The sequence below is a fragment of the Siccibacter turicensis LMG 23730 genome (assembly GCF_000463155.2).
GTDB lineage: Bacteria > Pseudomonadota > Gammaproteobacteria > Enterobacterales > Enterobacteriaceae > Siccibacter > Siccibacter turicensis.
Genome location: NZ_AWFZ01000030.1, coordinates 381,680 through 395,666, shown reverse-complemented (window position 1 = coordinate 395,666; position 13,987 = coordinate 381,680). Strand labels below are relative to the sequence as shown.

General features: G+C 58.4%; 13 protein-coding genes. 8 read left to right on the top strand and 5 right to left on the bottom strand.

What is annotated here, in order from left to right:
* Positions 1–3: 3 nt before the first annotated feature.
* The 3 genes from bamB (at position 4) to DW58_RS11425 (ending at position 3,166) form a co-directional block, all read left to right on the top strand.
* Positions 4–1,185, top strand: a complete 1,182-nt coding sequence (gene bamB / locus DW58_RS11435) for an outer membrane protein assembly factor BamB (protein ID WP_024548610.1) — start codon at positions 4–6, stop codon at positions 1,183–1,185.
* A gap of 121 nt (positions 1,186–1,306) precedes the next feature.
* Complete coding sequence (gene der / locus DW58_RS11430; RefSeq protein ID WP_024548611.1) at positions 1,307–2,782, top strand: ribosome biogenesis GTPase Der; 1,476 nt, start codon at positions 1,307–1,309, stop codon at positions 2,780–2,782.
* A gap of 162 nt (positions 2,783–2,944) precedes the next feature.
* Complete coding sequence (locus DW58_RS11425; RefSeq protein ID WP_024548612.1) at positions 2,945–3,166, top strand: zinc ribbon domain-containing protein; 222 nt, start codon at positions 2,945–2,947, stop codon at positions 3,164–3,166.
* Here the strand turns inward: DW58_RS11425 and DW58_RS11420 are convergent.
* The 3 genes from DW58_RS11420 to xseA form a co-directional block, all read right to left on the bottom strand.
* Entirely contained in the window at positions 3,163–3,513 is a 351-nt protein-coding gene (locus tag DW58_RS11420) for a protealysin inhibitor emfourin (protein WP_024548613.1), read from the bottom strand. The two genes, DW58_RS11425 and DW58_RS11420, sit on opposite strands and share 4 nt — an antisense overlap.
* Entirely contained in the window at positions 3,513–4,538 is a 1,026-nt protein-coding gene (locus DW58_RS11415; protein WP_024548614.1) for a M4 family metallopeptidase, read from the bottom strand. The genes DW58_RS11420 and DW58_RS11415 overlap by 1 nt, the downstream gene beginning before the upstream one ends.
* Before the next feature lie 76 nt (positions 4,539–4,614).
* Entirely contained in the window at positions 4,615–5,994 is a 1,380-nt protein-coding gene (gene xseA, locus DW58_RS11410) for an exodeoxyribonuclease VII large subunit (protein ID WP_024548615.1), read from the bottom strand.
* 170 nt (positions 5,995–6,164) lie between these two features.
* Between xseA and guaB the strand changes: the two genes are divergently transcribed.
* From guaB to DW58_RS11390, 4 genes are all read left to right on the top strand, one after another.
* Positions 6,165–7,631: an IMP dehydrogenase gene (gene guaB / locus DW58_RS11405; protein ID WP_024548616.1), complete on the top strand. Its 1,467-nt coding sequence runs from the start codon at positions 6,165–6,167 to the stop codon at positions 7,629–7,631.
* Between the two features lie 67 nt (positions 7,632–7,698).
* Complete coding sequence (guaA, locus tag DW58_RS11400; RefSeq protein WP_024548617.1) at positions 7,699–9,276, top strand: glutamine-hydrolyzing GMP synthase; 1,578 nt, start codon at positions 7,699–7,701, stop codon at positions 9,274–9,276.
* Between the two features lie 178 nt (positions 9,277–9,454).
* Entirely contained in the window at positions 9,455–9,931 is a 477-nt protein-coding gene (locus DW58_RS11395) for a cold-shock protein (RefSeq protein WP_024548618.1), read from the top strand.
* 56 nt (positions 9,932–9,987) lie between these two features.
* Entirely contained in the window at positions 9,988–10,233 is a 246-nt protein-coding gene (locus DW58_RS11390; protein ID WP_024548619.1) for a DUF2543 family protein, read from the top strand.
* Between the two features lie 174 nt (positions 10,234–10,407).
* Here the strand turns inward: DW58_RS11390 and DW58_RS11385 are convergent, their stop codons facing one another.
* Both DW58_RS11385 and DW58_RS21380 read right to left on the bottom strand, forming a co-directional pair.
* A complete protein-coding gene (locus DW58_RS11385) occupies positions 10,408–10,863 on the bottom strand; it encodes a histidine phosphatase family protein (RefSeq protein ID WP_322785758.1) in 456 nt (151 codons plus the stop codon).
* A gap of 266 nt (positions 10,864–11,129) precedes the next feature.
* Positions 11,130–11,324, bottom strand: coding sequence for a YfgG family protein (locus DW58_RS21380; RefSeq protein WP_029696570.1), 195 nt, complete (start codon positions 11,322–11,324; stop codon positions 11,130–11,132).
* 355 nt (positions 11,325–11,679) lie between these two features.
* Here DW58_RS21380 and DW58_RS11375 point away from each other — a divergent pair, with 355 nt between their 5' ends.
* On the top strand, positions 11,680–13,947 hold the full coding sequence (locus DW58_RS11375) for a bifunctional diguanylate cyclase/phosphodiesterase (RefSeq protein ID WP_024548621.1): 2,268 nt from the start codon (positions 11,680–11,682) through the stop codon (positions 13,945–13,947).
* Positions 13,948–13,987 lie beyond the last annotated feature (40 nt).

Below are 13,987 nucleotides of genomic sequence, written 5' to 3'. Positions count from 1 at the left end.
CCGATGCAATTGCGTAAATTACTCCTGCCAGGCCTGCTTTCCGTAACGCTGTTAAGTGGCTGTTCCCTGTTTAGCGGGGAAGAAGACGTGGTGAAGATGTCACCGCTGCCGACCGTTGAAAACCAGTTCGAACCGCAAACCAACTGGAGCACCTCCGTTGGCGATGGTATCGGCGATTTCTACTCTAACCTCCACCCCGCGGTGCAGGACGGTATCGCCTACGCGGCTGACCGTCACGGTAAAGTTAAAGCAGTTAACCTGAGCGACGGCACCGAAGTCTGGTCTGTGGATCTGGCAGAAAAAACCGGTTTCTTCTCGGCGAATCGTCCGGCTCTGCTCTCTGGCGGCCTGTCGGTTTCCGGTGGTCACGTCTATATCGGCAGTGAAAAAGCGCAGGTCTACGCGCTGAACATTGCTGACGGCGGCATTGCCTGGCAGACCAAAGTCGCCGGTGAAGCGATCTCCCGTCCGGTGATTGCCGACGGTACCGTGCTGATTCACACCAGCAACGGCATCCTGCAGGCGCTGAATGAAAATGACGGTGCGGTAAAATGGACCGTGAACCTGGACATTCCTGCGCTGTCGCTGCGCGGTGAATCCGCGCCGGCAACCGCATTCGGTGCAGCGATCGTGGGCGGTGATAATGGCCGCGTCAGCGCGGTGCTGATGGAACAGGGCCAGATGATCTGGCAGCAGCGTATCTCCCAGGCGACCGGCGCAACTGAAATCGACCGTCTGAGCGACGTTGATACCACGCCGGTTGTGGCGGGCAACGTGGTTTACGCCCTGGCCTATAACGGCAACCTGACCGCGCTGGATCTGCGCTCCGGCCAGGTGATGTGGAAACGTGAGATTGGCTCCGTTCACGACTTCATCGTCGACGGCAACCGTATCTATCTGGTGGATCAGAACGACCGCGTGGTTGCCCTGAACACCGAAGGCGGCGTTACCCTCTGGACCCAAAGCGATCTGCTGCACCGTAACCTGACCGCGCCGGTACTGTATAATGGTAATCTGGTGGTCGGCGATGGTGAAGGCTACCTGCACTGGCTGAACACTGCCGATGGTCGTTTTGTCGCGCAGCAGAAACTGGATAGCTCCGGTCTGCGCACCGAACCGGTCGTCGCGGAAGGCAAACTGCTTATTCAGGCGAAAGACGGTACGCTGTACGCCATTACGCGTTAATTACGACGTGTAAGACGATAAAAACGGTCCCTGTAATGAGCAGGGGCCGTTTGCTGTTTTTAAAAATGACGCATTTCCGCGTCATCGAAATAATGATTTATTGAGTTAAGAGGCTTTCAAAATGGTACCTGTGGTCGCGCTGGTCGGGCGCCCTAATGTTGGAAAATCCACATTATTTAATCGCTTAACGCGTACTCGTGATGCGCTGGTAGCGGATTTCCCGGGGCTGACTCGCGACCGTAAGTACGGTCGTGCTGAAGTAGAAGGGCGCGAATTCATCTGTATCGATACCGGTGGTATTGACGGTACGGAAGAAGGCGTTGAAACCCGTATGGCTGAGCAGTCGCTGCTGGCGATTGAAGAGGCCGATGTTGTGCTGTTTATGGTGGATGCGCGCGCTGGCCTGATGCCTGCCGATGAAGCCATTGCCCAGCATCTGCGTTCCCGTCAAAAGCCGACCTTCCTGGTGGCGAACAAAACTGACGGTCTGGATCCGGATCAGGCCGTGGCCGATTTCTACTCCCTGGGCCTCGGTGAAATTCACCCTATCGCCGCCTCTCACGGGCGCGGCGTTACCAGCCTGCTGGAGCAGGTGCTGGTGCCGTGGATGGACGACGTCGATCCGCAGGAAGAGGTGGATGAAGACGCCGAATACTGGGCGCAGTTCGAGCAGGAAAACGGCGAAGGCGTTGAGGAAGAGGAAGACGACTTCAACCCGCAGGATCTGCCGATCAAGCTGGCTATCGTCGGTCGTCCGAACGTTGGTAAGTCTACGCTTACTAACCGTATTCTCGGCGAGGATCGCGTGGTGGTCTTCGATATGCCGGGCACCACCCGTGACAGCATCTACATTCCGATGGAGCGTGACGAGCGCGAGTACGTGCTTATCGACACCGCCGGGGTGCGCAAGCGCGGAAAAATCACCGACACGGTTGAGAAATTCTCAGTCATCAAAACCCTGCAGGCGATTGAAGACGCTAACGTAGTGATGCTGGTGATTGACGCCCGCGCCGGGATTTCCGATCAGGATCTCTCCCTGCTGGGCTTCATTCTCAACAGCGGGCGTTCGCTGGTGATCGTGGTGAACAAGTGGGACGGCCTGAGCCAGGAAGTGCGTGATCAGGTTAAAGAGACCCTCGACTACCGTCTGGGCTTTATCGACTTTGCCCGCGTTCACTTTATCTCCGCCCTGCACGGCAGCGGCGTCGGTAACCTGTTCGAATCGGTCCGCGAGGCCTACGACAGCTCCACGCGCCGCGTCAGCACCGCGCTGCTGACCCGCATCATGAACATGGCGGCAGAAGACCATCAGCCGCCGCTGGTACGCGGTCGTCGCGTGAAGATGAAGTATGCGCACGCCGGTGGTTACAACCCGCCGATTGTAGTGATCCACGGTAACCAGGTGAAAGACCTGCCGGACTCCTACAAGCGCTACCTGATGAACTACTTCCGCAAGTCGCTGGACGTGATGGGTACGCCAATCCGCATCCAGTTCAAAGACGGCGACAACCCGTTTGCCAACAAGCGCAATACCCTGACGCCAAACCAGCTGCGTAAGCGTAAGCGCCTGATTAAGCACCTCAAGAAAGGCAAGTAAGCCCTCACGTTTCCCTTCTCCCGGCGGGAGAGGGGAAATGCCTGTGATGGCAGAACGCTGCGCTGCTCTGTCTCCCGATGGGGCAGTACGTTACCAGCCGTACCTCACCCTGAGCATCACCCCTGTAAAACCAGGATGAGGGAAACCGACCTCGGAGGCCCTATGCAACCTGTCTGTCCTGAATGCGGTAATGAACTGGTGCAAACCGGGAACGGCGCGCACTGCGAACACTGCCAGCGTGATTTCACGGCGCAAGCGCGCTGCCCCGACTGCCATCAGTCGCTTGAGGTACTGAAGGCCTGCGGAGCGGTGGATTACTTCTGTCAGCACGGCCACGGGCTGATTTCCAAAAAACGCGTTGAGTGGGCCGTGTCGGCCCGTTAATCGCAGATGCAGTCCTCGCCGCGCTTCCACAGGTTTTGCAGCGCCGGCGGGGCGCTGTTTTCCGGCACCAGCAGCACGATATCGGCATAGCCCGAACTGTCGTGATGGGTCCAGGCAATCTGAATACGGTAATAGCGCTGGTCACCGCGACCGGGCGAATCAGGCTGTCCGGGCGGATGCGCCTGGGGTAGCGCCTGGCGCAGGATTTCCGCCAGCCGCTCCCGCTGTTCCGGGCTCAGCTCGGCAAGCACGATACGCCGCGGGGCGGAGAGTCGCGGAATAAACGCGACGCCGCCTTCACGCGCCAGCTCAATCACCGCATCATCGGTGAGATCGGGCAGATTCATTACAGCACTCCCACCGCCTTCCACGCCTCTTCGATGGCGTGTGCAACGGCCGTATCAAAGCGTTTTTCGCCGTGATGGACAGTAAGCTGCGCGAAGCTGGCGAAATCGGCATTCTGCGCAAGTGAGCGGTCACAAACTGTGTCATACCAGGCGCGACCGGCCTTTTCCCAGGCATAACCCCCAAGCGTTGTTGCTGCAAGGTAGAACGCCCGGTTAGGGATGCCCGAATTCAGGTGGACGCCGCCGTTATCCTCCCGGGTTTTGATAAAGTCTTTCATATGGGCAGGCTGCGGATCTTTGCCTAACAGCGGGTCATCGTAGGCGCTGCCCGGCTCGGACATTGAGCGCAGCCCTTTTCCCTGAATCCCTTCCGCCAGCAGCCCTTCGCCGATAATCCAGTCGGCCCGATCGGCGGTCTGGTTATGGTGGTACTGCTTCACCAGCGCGCCAAACACGTCAGAGAGCGATTCGTTCAGCGCTCCCGCCTGTTCGAAATAGATAAGCCCGGCTTCGGTTTCCGTGATGCCGTGGCTCAGCTCATGGGCCACCACGTCAATGGCGATGGTGAAGCGGTTAAAAATCTCGCCGTCGCCGTCGCCAAACACCATTTGCTGCCCGTTCCAGAAGGCGTTCTGGTATTCCTGGCCGTAATGCACGGTGCCGGAGAGCACCAGCCCCTGATTATCCAGCGAGTCGCGCTGCCAGTTTTTCCAGAAGAAGTCGTGGGTCACCCCAAGGTAGTCATAGGCTTCATCCACTGCCACATCGCCGTTGGAGGGCTGGCCTTCGGCGCGCACCTGCTCGCCCGGCAGTTGTTCTTTGTGCTGTGCGTCATAGATATCGCGCCTCAGCTCGCCCGCTTTCGAAACGTGCGGCGCGACGGGCTTTGGAATGCCGTGGGCCATCAGGGTCTGGACGTGGGTGAGGGTCTGCCGCGCGCAGCGCTGCTGCAGCTCAGACCCGTGGTCGATGATTTTACGCAGAATGTAGGGCGGGATTACTGAAGCAAAGCGGGATGCTGTCATGCCGATCTCCTTGTTATGGCGCGTGCCGTAAAAAAAGGAATATCAGCAGTATAGTTAATGACCGACCGGCATGCCCTTACGGATTATCCGGTTTACGCTTGCGTGTTTTCTTCACCGGCGTGACCGCTTTTACTTCGCTCTCAACCCAGCCGTCCTGCAACCGGGTGGTGAGCACCTCCCCCACCTTCGTCTGACGCGTCTGTTTCAGGACGGCGCCATCGGGGGCGGTTGTGACGCTGTAGCCGCGTGCCAGAGTCGCCAGCGGGCTGACGGCTTCCAGATGGGTCAGGGCGCTGCCAAAACGCTCACGGGTGCCGCTCAGGCGCGTCGTGATGGTCTGCGTGAGGCGGTACTCCAGCTGCTGGAAGCGGTTCTGCGCCCGGTGCAGACGGCCCTGCGGATGCTGCTGGTTAAGACGCTGCACCGCACGCTGCTCGCGCTGGCTGGCGCGGCGCAGCTGGTTGTCGATGGCCGCCCCCATGCGCTGGCGCAGACGGATGAGTGTATTCTGCTGGCGCGCCAGACGCAGCTGGGGGTGCTGCTGCTGTAAGCGATGCTGCAACCGGGTATGACGCTGGGTGCGATTTGCCAGCAGGTAATCCATCGCCATCTCCAGCCGCTGGCGTGCGGCCTGAACCTGACGCAGCAGCTCCTGCTGGTTACGGCTCACCACTTCCGCAGCGGCGGAGGGCGTTGGCGCACGCAGGTCGGCCACGAAATCGGCGATGGTGACATCGGTCTCGTGCCCGACGGCGCTGACCACCGGAATGCGACTGGCGAAGATCGCCCGCGCCACGCGCTCATCGTTGAAGCTCCAGAGATCTTCCAGCGAACCGCCGCCGCGCCCGACGATCAGCACGTCGCACTCGTTGCGGCGGTTGGCCCGTTCGATAGCGCGCACGATCTGCGCCGGGGCGTCGTCGCCCTGTACCGCCGTGGGGTAGATCACCACCGGCAGCGAGGGATCGCGACGCTGTAACACGTGCAGGATATCGTGCAGCGCCGCGCCGGTTTTGGAGGTAATGACCCCCACCTGATGGGCTGGAGAGGGCAGGGGCTGCTTCAGATGCTGGGCGAACAGCCCTTCATCGGCAAGTCGCTGTTTGAGCTGCTCGTATTTCTGCTGTAGCAGCCCTTCGCCCGCGGGCTGCATGCTCTCGACAATGATTTGATAATCGCCGCGCGGCTCGTAAAGGGTGATATTGGCGCGCACCAGCACCTGTTGTCCGTGCTGGGGACGGAAGGTCACCCGACGGTTGCTGTTGCGGAACATCGCGCAGCGTACCTGGGCGGTATCGTCCTTCAGGGTGAAGTACCAGTGCCCGGATGCAGGCTGGGTAAAATTCGAGATTTCGCCGCTGATCCACACCTGGCCCATCTCCTGCTCAAGCAGCAGACGAACGGTCTGATTGAGGCGGCTAACGGTAAAAATATTGGCGCTGGTAGATGCTGGCATGTGAGCGGGATCAAATTTTAAATCAGGGAGTTAATCAATCGATAGTAACGCGGAACTGCGCATTAGCAAGGTTTTTTGGTAAATAAGTGTGGAAGCAATCGGTTACGCTCTGTATAATGCCGCGGCAATATTTTATCTGTTCTCATTCACCCCCAGGTTGAGATATTGCCATGCTACGAATCGCTAAAGAAGCACTGACGTTTGACGACGTTCTCCTTGTTCCAGCACACTCTACCGTTCTGCCTAACACCGCAGATCTCAGCACCCATCTGACCAAAACCATTCGCCTGAACATTCCTATGCTCTCCGCAGCCATGGATACCGTGACCGAAGCGCGTCTGGCGATTGCTCTGGCTCAGGAAGGTGGCATCGGCTTTATTCACAAAAACATGTCCATCGAGCGCCAGGCTGAAGAAGTCCGTCGCGTGAAGAAACACGAAAGCGGCGTCGTCACCGACCCGCAGACCGTGCTGCCTACCACCACGCTTCAGGAAGTGAAAGCCCTGACCGAGCGTAACGGTTTCGCCGGCTACCCGGTGGTGACCGAAGACATGGAGCTGGTCGGCATCATCACCGGTCGCGACGTGCGTTTCGTGACCGATCTGAGCCAGCCGGTCAGCGTCTACATGACGCCGAAAGAGCGCCTGGTCACCGTGCGCGAAGGCGAGTCCCGCGACGTGGTGCTGACCAAAATGCACGAAAAGCGCGTTGAAAAAGCGCTGGTGGTGGATGACAGCTTCCATCTGCGCGGCATGATCACCGTAAAAGACTTCCAGAAAGCAGAGCGTAAGCCTAACGCCTGTAAAGATGAGCAGGGTCGTCTGCGCGTTGGCGCCGCGGTTGGCGCGGGCGCGGGTAACGAAGAGCGCGTGGATGCGCTGGTTGCCGCCGGCGTTGACGTACTGCTGATCGACTCCTCTCACGGTCACTCCGAAGGCGTTCTGCAACGTATTCGTGAAACCCGAGCTAAGTACCCGGACCTGCAAATCATCGGCGGTAACGTGGCAACCGGCGCTGGCGCCCGTGCGCTGGCGGAAGCGGGCGTGAGCGCCGTGAAAGTCGGTATCGGCCCAGGCTCCATCTGCACCACCCGTATCGTCACCGGCGTGGGCGTGCCGCAGATCACCGCCGTGTCTGACGCGGTTGAAGCCCTGGAAGGCACCGGCATTCCGGTTATCGCCGACGGCGGTATCCGCTTCTCCGGTGATATCGCCAAAGCCATCGCGGCAGGCGCCAGCGCGGTTATGGTTGGCTCCATGCTGGCGGGTACCGAAGAGTCTCCGGGCGAAATCGAACTCTATCAGGGCCGCTCGTACAAATCCTACCGCGGCATGGGCTCGCTCGGCGCGATGTCCAAAGGCTCGTCCGATCGCTACTTCCAGACCGACAACGCCGCCGACAAACTGGTCCCGGAAGGCATCGAAGGCCGCGTGGCATACAAAGGCCGTCTGAAAGAGATCATTCACCAGCAGATGGGCGGCCTGCGCTCCTGCATGGGCCTTACCGGCTGCGGCACCATCGACGAGCTGCGTACCAAAGCCGAGTTCGTGCGCATCAGCGGGGCCGGTATCCAGGAGAGCCACGTCCACGACGTGACCATCACCAAAGAGTCGCCGAACTACCGTATGGGTTCTTGATTTTTCTCGCCCGGCACCTGCGCCGGGCGTTACTTTTATTGTCAGCTACTTTCTGGAAAACGCGTCAATGACGGAAAATATCCATAAGCATCGCATTCTTATCCTCGATTTCGGCTCGCAGTACACTCAGCTGGTCGCGCGCCGCGTGCGTGAACTGGGCGTTTACTGCGAACTCTGGGCGTGGGACGTCACCGAAGCCCAGATCCGCGAGTTCAACCCGAACGGCATCATCCTCTCCGGCGGCCCGGAAAGCACCACCGAAGAGAACAGCCCGCGCGCCCCGCAGTACGTGTTTGAAGCTGGTGTGCCGGTGCTGGGCGTCTGCTACGGTATGCAGACCATGGCAATGCAGCTCGGTGGCCACGTGCAGGGTTCCGACGAGCGTGAGTTCGGCTATGCGCAGGTGGAAGTGAAAACCGACAGCGCGCTGGTGCGTGGGATTGAAGACGCCCTGAGCGCCGACGGCAAACCGCTGCTCGACGTCTGGATGAGCCACGGCGACAAAGTTACCGCCATCCCGTCCGACTTCGTTACCGTCGCCAGCACCGAAACCTGTCCGTTTGCCATCATGGCTAACGAAGAGAAGCGTTTCTACGGCGTGCAGTTCCACCCGGAAGTGACCCATACCCGTCAGGGTCTGCGTATGCTTGAGCGCTTCGTTATCGATATCTGCGAAAGCGAAGCCCTGTGGACGCCGGCGAAAATCATCGACGATGCGGTAGAACGCATTCGTCAGCAGGTCGGTAACGATAAAGTGATCCTCGGCCTCTCTGGTGGCGTGGACTCTTCCGTCACCGCGATGCTGCTGCACCGCGCCATCGGCGATCGCCTGACCTGCGTGTTCGTGGACAACGGCCTGCTGCGCCTGAATGAAGCCGAGCAGGTGATGGATATGTTCGGCGACCACTTCGGTCTGAACATCGTTCACGTGCCGGCAGAAGCGCGCTTCCTTGACGCGCTGGCGGGGGAAAATGACCCGGAAGCCAAGCGTAAGATTATCGGTCGCGTGTTCGTGGAAGTGTTCGACGAAGAAGCCCTTAAGTTGCAGGACGTGAAGTGGCTGGCGCAGGGCACCATCTATCCTGACGTGATTGAATCCGCGGCATCGGCCACCGGCAAAGCGCACGTTATCAAGTCGCACCACAACGTGGGCGGTCTGCCAAAAGAGATGAAGATGGGCCTCGTCGAACCGCTCAAAGAGCTGTTCAAAGACGAAGTGCGTAAGATTGGTCTGGAGCTGGGCCTGCCGTACGACATGCTCTACCGCCATCCGTTCCCGGGTCCGGGTCTGGGCGTGCGCGTGCTGGGCGAAGTGAAAAAAGAGTACTGCGACCTGCTGCGCCGCGCCGATGCTATCTTCATCGACGAACTGCGCCGCGCCGATCTCTACAACAAGGTAAGCCAGGCGTTCACCGTGTTCCTGCCGGTACGCTCTGTGGGCGTGATGGGCGATGGACGTAAGTACGACTGGGTGGTATCCCTGCGTGCGGTGGAAACCATCGACTTCATGACCGCGCACTGGGCGCACCTGCCGTATGACTTCCTGGGCCGCGTCTCGAACCGCATCATCAACGAAGTCAACGGCATCTCCCGCGTGGTGTATGACATCAGCGGTAAGCCGCCGGCTACGATTGAGTGGGAATAAACCCCGTCCTCGTCAGCTAAAACATCAGGCCCGCGTAATGCGGGCTTTTTTGTGGCCGGCGGGCGGAAAGCCGATATCGCGATCGCAAAAGCAAAGGCATGGTCTGCGCAGGCATTGTGCTTTACACTGCGCCCTGCAAAAATTACGTAGCTAAACGATCAATCAGGCGGTAAGGGCGATGAACGGAACAATCACAACGTGGTTTAAAGATAAAGGCTTTGGATTTATCAAAGATGAGAACGGCGACAACCGCTATTTTCATGTGATTAAGGTCGCCAATCCCGAGCTGATTAAGAAAGATGCGGCGGTCACGTTCGAACCGACCACCAACAACAAAGGTCTGTCGGCCTATGCGGTGAAGGTGGTGCCGGACAGCAAATACATCTTTATCGCAGGCGAGCGCCTCAAGCTTGCGTCAATCAAATCCTTCGTGGTGTACAGCGAAGAAGTACCGGCCGATACTCGCATCGATAAAGAGAATGCGGTGCTCTCCGTGGGCAGCCTGATGAGTAATATCAGACCAAAATCCGCCGCGAAGCCGGATGAAATGCGCACGCTGAAAAAACTGGCGATCGTAACCTTCCAGGGGAATACGTTGATTTTCACGGAAGATGAGATAGACATTGATGCCACGGTGAAAATGCTCAAGGTGTAAAACCTCCCTGAGCCGACCAGACGCGGATAACAGACTTTAACCTTCGGGGACGACCTATGAACCAGGAAATACCGCTGAAATTTTATGACATCGCGGATGAGTATTCGACGGAAACGGCAAAGCCGGTGAGCGAATCGGAACGCGACGCGCTGGCACGCTATTTCCAGCTGCTGATCGAGCGGCTGATGAATAACGAAGAGATCGACGAAGCGGCACAGCAGACGATGGCTGACGAAGCCGGTATTGATGCCGGACGCATCGATGAGATTGCCAACTTCCTGAACCAGTGGGGCAACGAGTAACGCCGGTCACCCTGCGATGCGGATACCGCCAGTGCGGTGGTATCCGTTGCTACCCGTCGCGCGGGCCCGCACCTTACCCCAGCTGATAAACGCCCGCGCTCCAGTAGGCGTTTCCATGGCGTGAGCGTGTCGTCCAGCCCTGCGCCATCAACTCCCTGCCAATAAGCCGATTCATCATCCCGTGTCCCATCGCAATACGGGGCCGTCATCTTCGTTTGCCATGTTTATCAGCGTCCCGGCAGCCTGACGGGCGCGCCGTTTTGCCATGGTGAGGGATTCGACGTTGCGCGACAGACCGCACAGCCACATGACGCGAAACAGTACGGCCCAGCTCGCAGGCGAAAGGCGGAGGCCGGGCAGGGAGTAGACCGGCAGCGCTGCCTCGCTGAAAACCTCATCAACAAGACGCGGTTCGCGTCCCAGCGCCTTCAGGGAGGCAAGTGCCCTGGGAAGCGGGCTGCTGACCGTTATCCGCGCCCGGCGGGCCAGTTCGCCGCCTGCGTCAGGCGGTATGTCGTGGACGATACCGACAAGATCGTAGTGCGCAATCCAGTCCGCCATGTCGCTTGCGGAGAGGGTCGCCGCGCCGTTAAACGCGGGTTTGCCGTGGCGCATCAATATAATTTCCATTGCTCTCGCTCCCCGAGGATTAACTCTCTGAATGTCAGACGCGAGGTAAGCGTGAGCCGCTGCGCGTTGCAGCACGCGTTATAACGCAGAGGCTTTTTGAGATTCAATCCCTGAAATCTGGGGGGATGGCGTGCGCCCACAAGGCACGTTGCGGGATGGTGACGTTCATCCTGTGGCATCCACAGGGTAAGGACACAGGCGTTTTGCAGAATGAAAGGCGTAAGCGATCCCACCCGGTGGGGGCGTCGGAAAATGATCGGAAAAAACTAGCGTTCGGTTGGCGTCGTTTCGATAGTCTGGCTGATTTGCTGAGTTTGCAGCTTGTCCTGGTGGTGGTGCCAGGCGCCTACTGCGGAGTACACGAAGCGGCAGAAGAAGAGGAGGAAGCTGATGAGAAGCACGATGCGCGTCATTCGACCGTTGAATCTGTGTCGTCTTCGCATGGCGGTAGCCTGTGTCACGAAATTACCCTTATGGTTTACCCGGCTTTCGGGCGATGCCCTTATTAAGTCACAGGGAAGCGGGGAGGTCAATTATTAAACATGTAAAAAAGCGTCATCGCGGCTTAACGTCGTTTTATGGAGCAAAAAGGGGGAATGAATATGCCGCTTCGCTGGGCGTGCGATGCAGTTTGCAAAGCCCTAATTGCCTTTTGAGTTCGATTGCATTGAGCTGTATCATCGTACGCCGTAGCGACATAATAATTCGATCTCTCTACTATACCACGGTGGCGCGTGCTGCTTCCCAGCACTCAGAGTCAAGGTCAGACACCAGCGTGATCTCTCGTCTGGCATATGGGTTTTGTGTTGAGCGTCTATGCACTTAGTTAACTGGTACAAGCTTCATAAAGACAACTGGTGGTGCCTGCCGCTGGTGCTGCCGCTGGTCCTGCTGCCGCTGGTAAGGATGGGCAACACCTATACCGCCGTGGATGGCAGCGTGGCCGTGCTTTACTATTTACCCATTGCGCTGTTTATTGCCCTGATGCTTTTTTTCGGCTGGGCCGCGCTGCCGGGTATTATTCTCACGCTGCTTATTCATTATTTTCACAGCATTGGGCCGAAAGAAACATTCATAGCAATTATTCATTTCCTCACCACGATAATAATTAGCTGGGGAGGTTATCGTATATTTGTCCCGCACCGTTTCGCGACCCTCTACGGTAATCAACGGGTTGGCGTGCAGCGCCTTTTCTGGCTGGTACTCTGTAGCGCATCGGTATTCCTGATGCTGTTTCAGATGGCGAGCTTTGCGGGCTTCTATGATTACCGCACCAGCATGGCCACGCAGGACCCCCTCTCTATCCGCACGCTGATTAACTATCAGGGGCTGCTGGTGGGCGGGCTGACCGGTATTCCGCTGTGCTATTTCATCATCCGCGTGATCCGCCATCCGCGCTATCTACGCAGCTTCTTCTCCCAGATGCGCAAGCAGTTCGACAAGCGCGTCAGCCTGTTTGAAGTCGTGCTCTGGTGTAGCGTTGTTGCCTCGCTTATCGCGCTGCTGCTGATCCCGATGAGCAGCCGTTCTATTTTTAACAGCAACTACACGCTGTCGCTGCTGCTGCCGGTGATGCTGTGGGGCGCGATGCGTTTCGGGGTGATATTCACCACCGCGGTCTGGACGCCGGTCATCATCTTATTAACCCACTATTTCTCACGCTATATTTCCGACTATCAGGGCTTCGACGTCCAGCTTGCCATCGCCTCATCAAGCTTTGCGGTGTTCTCCTGCATCATTATTTTTATGGCAATGGTCAGCACGCGCCAGCGTGAACTGCATACCCGGGCGCGTCGCGTCGCCTATATCGATCCCATCATTCAGCTGCCGAATCTGCGGGCGTTGAATCAGGATCTCTCCCGCACGCCCTGGTCGGTGCTGTTTCTGATGCGTATGCCCGAGCTGGATCTGCTGGGGCGCAACTACGGCGTGATGCTGGGGATCCACTATAAGCAGCAGCTCGCGACCTGGGTGCGCGATGTGCTCTATCCCGATGAGCTGGTGTATCAGCTGTCCGGGGACGACATGGTGCTGCGCCTGAATACCGAGTTTCATAAAGAGCGTATTGAGGCGCTGGATAAGCGCATCAAGGCGTTTCGCTTTGTCTGGGACGGCATGCCGCTGCAGCCGCAGGTTGGCATGAGCTACTGCTATGTCCGCACGCCGGTGAGCCATCTGCCGCTGCTGCTGGGCGAGATGAGCACCATGGCGGATCTGTCGCTGGCGACGCTTCTTCCCGAAAGCCTGCAGCGCACCGGGGTGAACCACGTGCAGCGCGCCGTGAAGATGAAAGTGGAGATGATGAACCGCCTGCAGCAGGCGCTGGATAACGACGAGTTTCGTCTGGTGGCGCAGCGCATCGAGGGCGCGCGCGGGGATCACTACTATGAAATTCTGCTGCGCATGCTGGACGATAACGGCGAGCTGATTACCCCGGATAAGTTTTTACCGGTGGCCCACGAGTTTGGGTTCTCGTCGCGCATCGACAGCATGGTGCTTGAGAAAACGCTGCGCTTTATGCACGACCATCGCCAGACGCTGCCCGCCAGCCGGTTCTCCATCAACCTGACGCCGGCCTCGGTGTGCCGCGCCATGTTCCCCGGCGAAGTGCGGCAGATGCTGGAGCGTTATCAGGTTGAGCCGTGGCAGATCATATTTGAAGTGACCGAAAGCAATTCGCTCTCCAACGTGGAACAGGCCAACCTGACGCTGTCGCGCCTGCAAAGCATGGGATGCCGGGTGGCCATCGACGATTTCGGCACCGGTTACGCCAGCTATGCACGCCTGAAGAACGTGAATGCCGATATCCTGAAAATCGACGGCAGCTTCATTCGTAATCTGCTGTCGAGCAGCCTGGACTATCAGATCGTGGCGTCCATCTGTCATCTGGCGCGCATGAAGAAAATGCAGGTGGTGGCGGAGTACGTTGAGACCGAAGCGATTCGCGACGAGGTGCGCAAGCTCGGCATCGACTATCTGCAGGGGTTCCTGATTGGCTACCCGATTCCGCTGGAAACTCTGCTGGCGCTGGAGATTGCCGAAGGGCGCGCGGTGGAAAACGCGGTCCTGCTTCCGAGGGACTAAATAGCGATAAAAAAAGCGGCACCCGGTGCCGCTTTATTAT

Bases quoted from the DNA above. Each gene is read 5' to 3' on its own strand.
- bamB (WP_024548610.1), top strand. From the start codon at position 4: ATGCAATTGCGTAAATTACTCCTGCCAGGCCTGCTTTCCGTAACGCTG.
- der (WP_024548611.1), top strand. From the start codon at position 1,307: ATGGTACCTGTGGTCGCGCTGGTCGGGCGCCCTAATGTTGGAAAATCC.
- DW58_RS11425 (WP_024548612.1), top strand. From the start codon at position 2,945: ATGCAACCTGTCTGTCCTGAATGCGGTAATGAACTGGTGCAAACCGGG.
- DW58_RS11420 (WP_024548613.1), bottom strand. From the start codon at position 3,513: ATGAATCTGCCCGATCTCACCGATGATGCGGTGATTGAGCTGGCGCGT.
- DW58_RS11415 (WP_024548614.1), bottom strand. From the start codon at position 4,538: ATGACAGCATCCCGCTTTGCTTCAGTAATCCCGCCCTACATTCTGCGT.
- xseA (WP_024548615.1), bottom strand. From the start codon at position 5,994: ATGCCAGCATCTACCAGCGCCAATATTTTTACCGTTAGCCGCCTCAAT.
- guaB (WP_024548616.1), top strand. From the start codon at position 6,165: ATGCTACGAATCGCTAAAGAAGCACTGACGTTTGACGACGTTCTCCTT.
- guaA (WP_024548617.1), top strand. From the start codon at position 7,699: ATGACGGAAAATATCCATAAGCATCGCATTCTTATCCTCGATTTCGGC.
- DW58_RS11395 (WP_024548618.1), top strand. From the start codon at position 9,455: ATGAACGGAACAATCACAACGTGGTTTAAAGATAAAGGCTTTGGATTT.
- DW58_RS11390 (WP_024548619.1), top strand. From the start codon at position 9,988: ATGAACCAGGAAATACCGCTGAAATTTTATGACATCGCGGATGAGTAT.
- DW58_RS11385 (WP_322785758.1), bottom strand. From the start codon at position 10,863: ATGGAAATTATATTGATGCGCCACGGCAAACCCGCGTTTAACGGCGCG.
- DW58_RS11375 (WP_024548621.1), top strand. From the start codon at position 11,680: ATGCACTTAGTTAACTGGTACAAGCTTCATAAAGACAACTGGTGGTGC.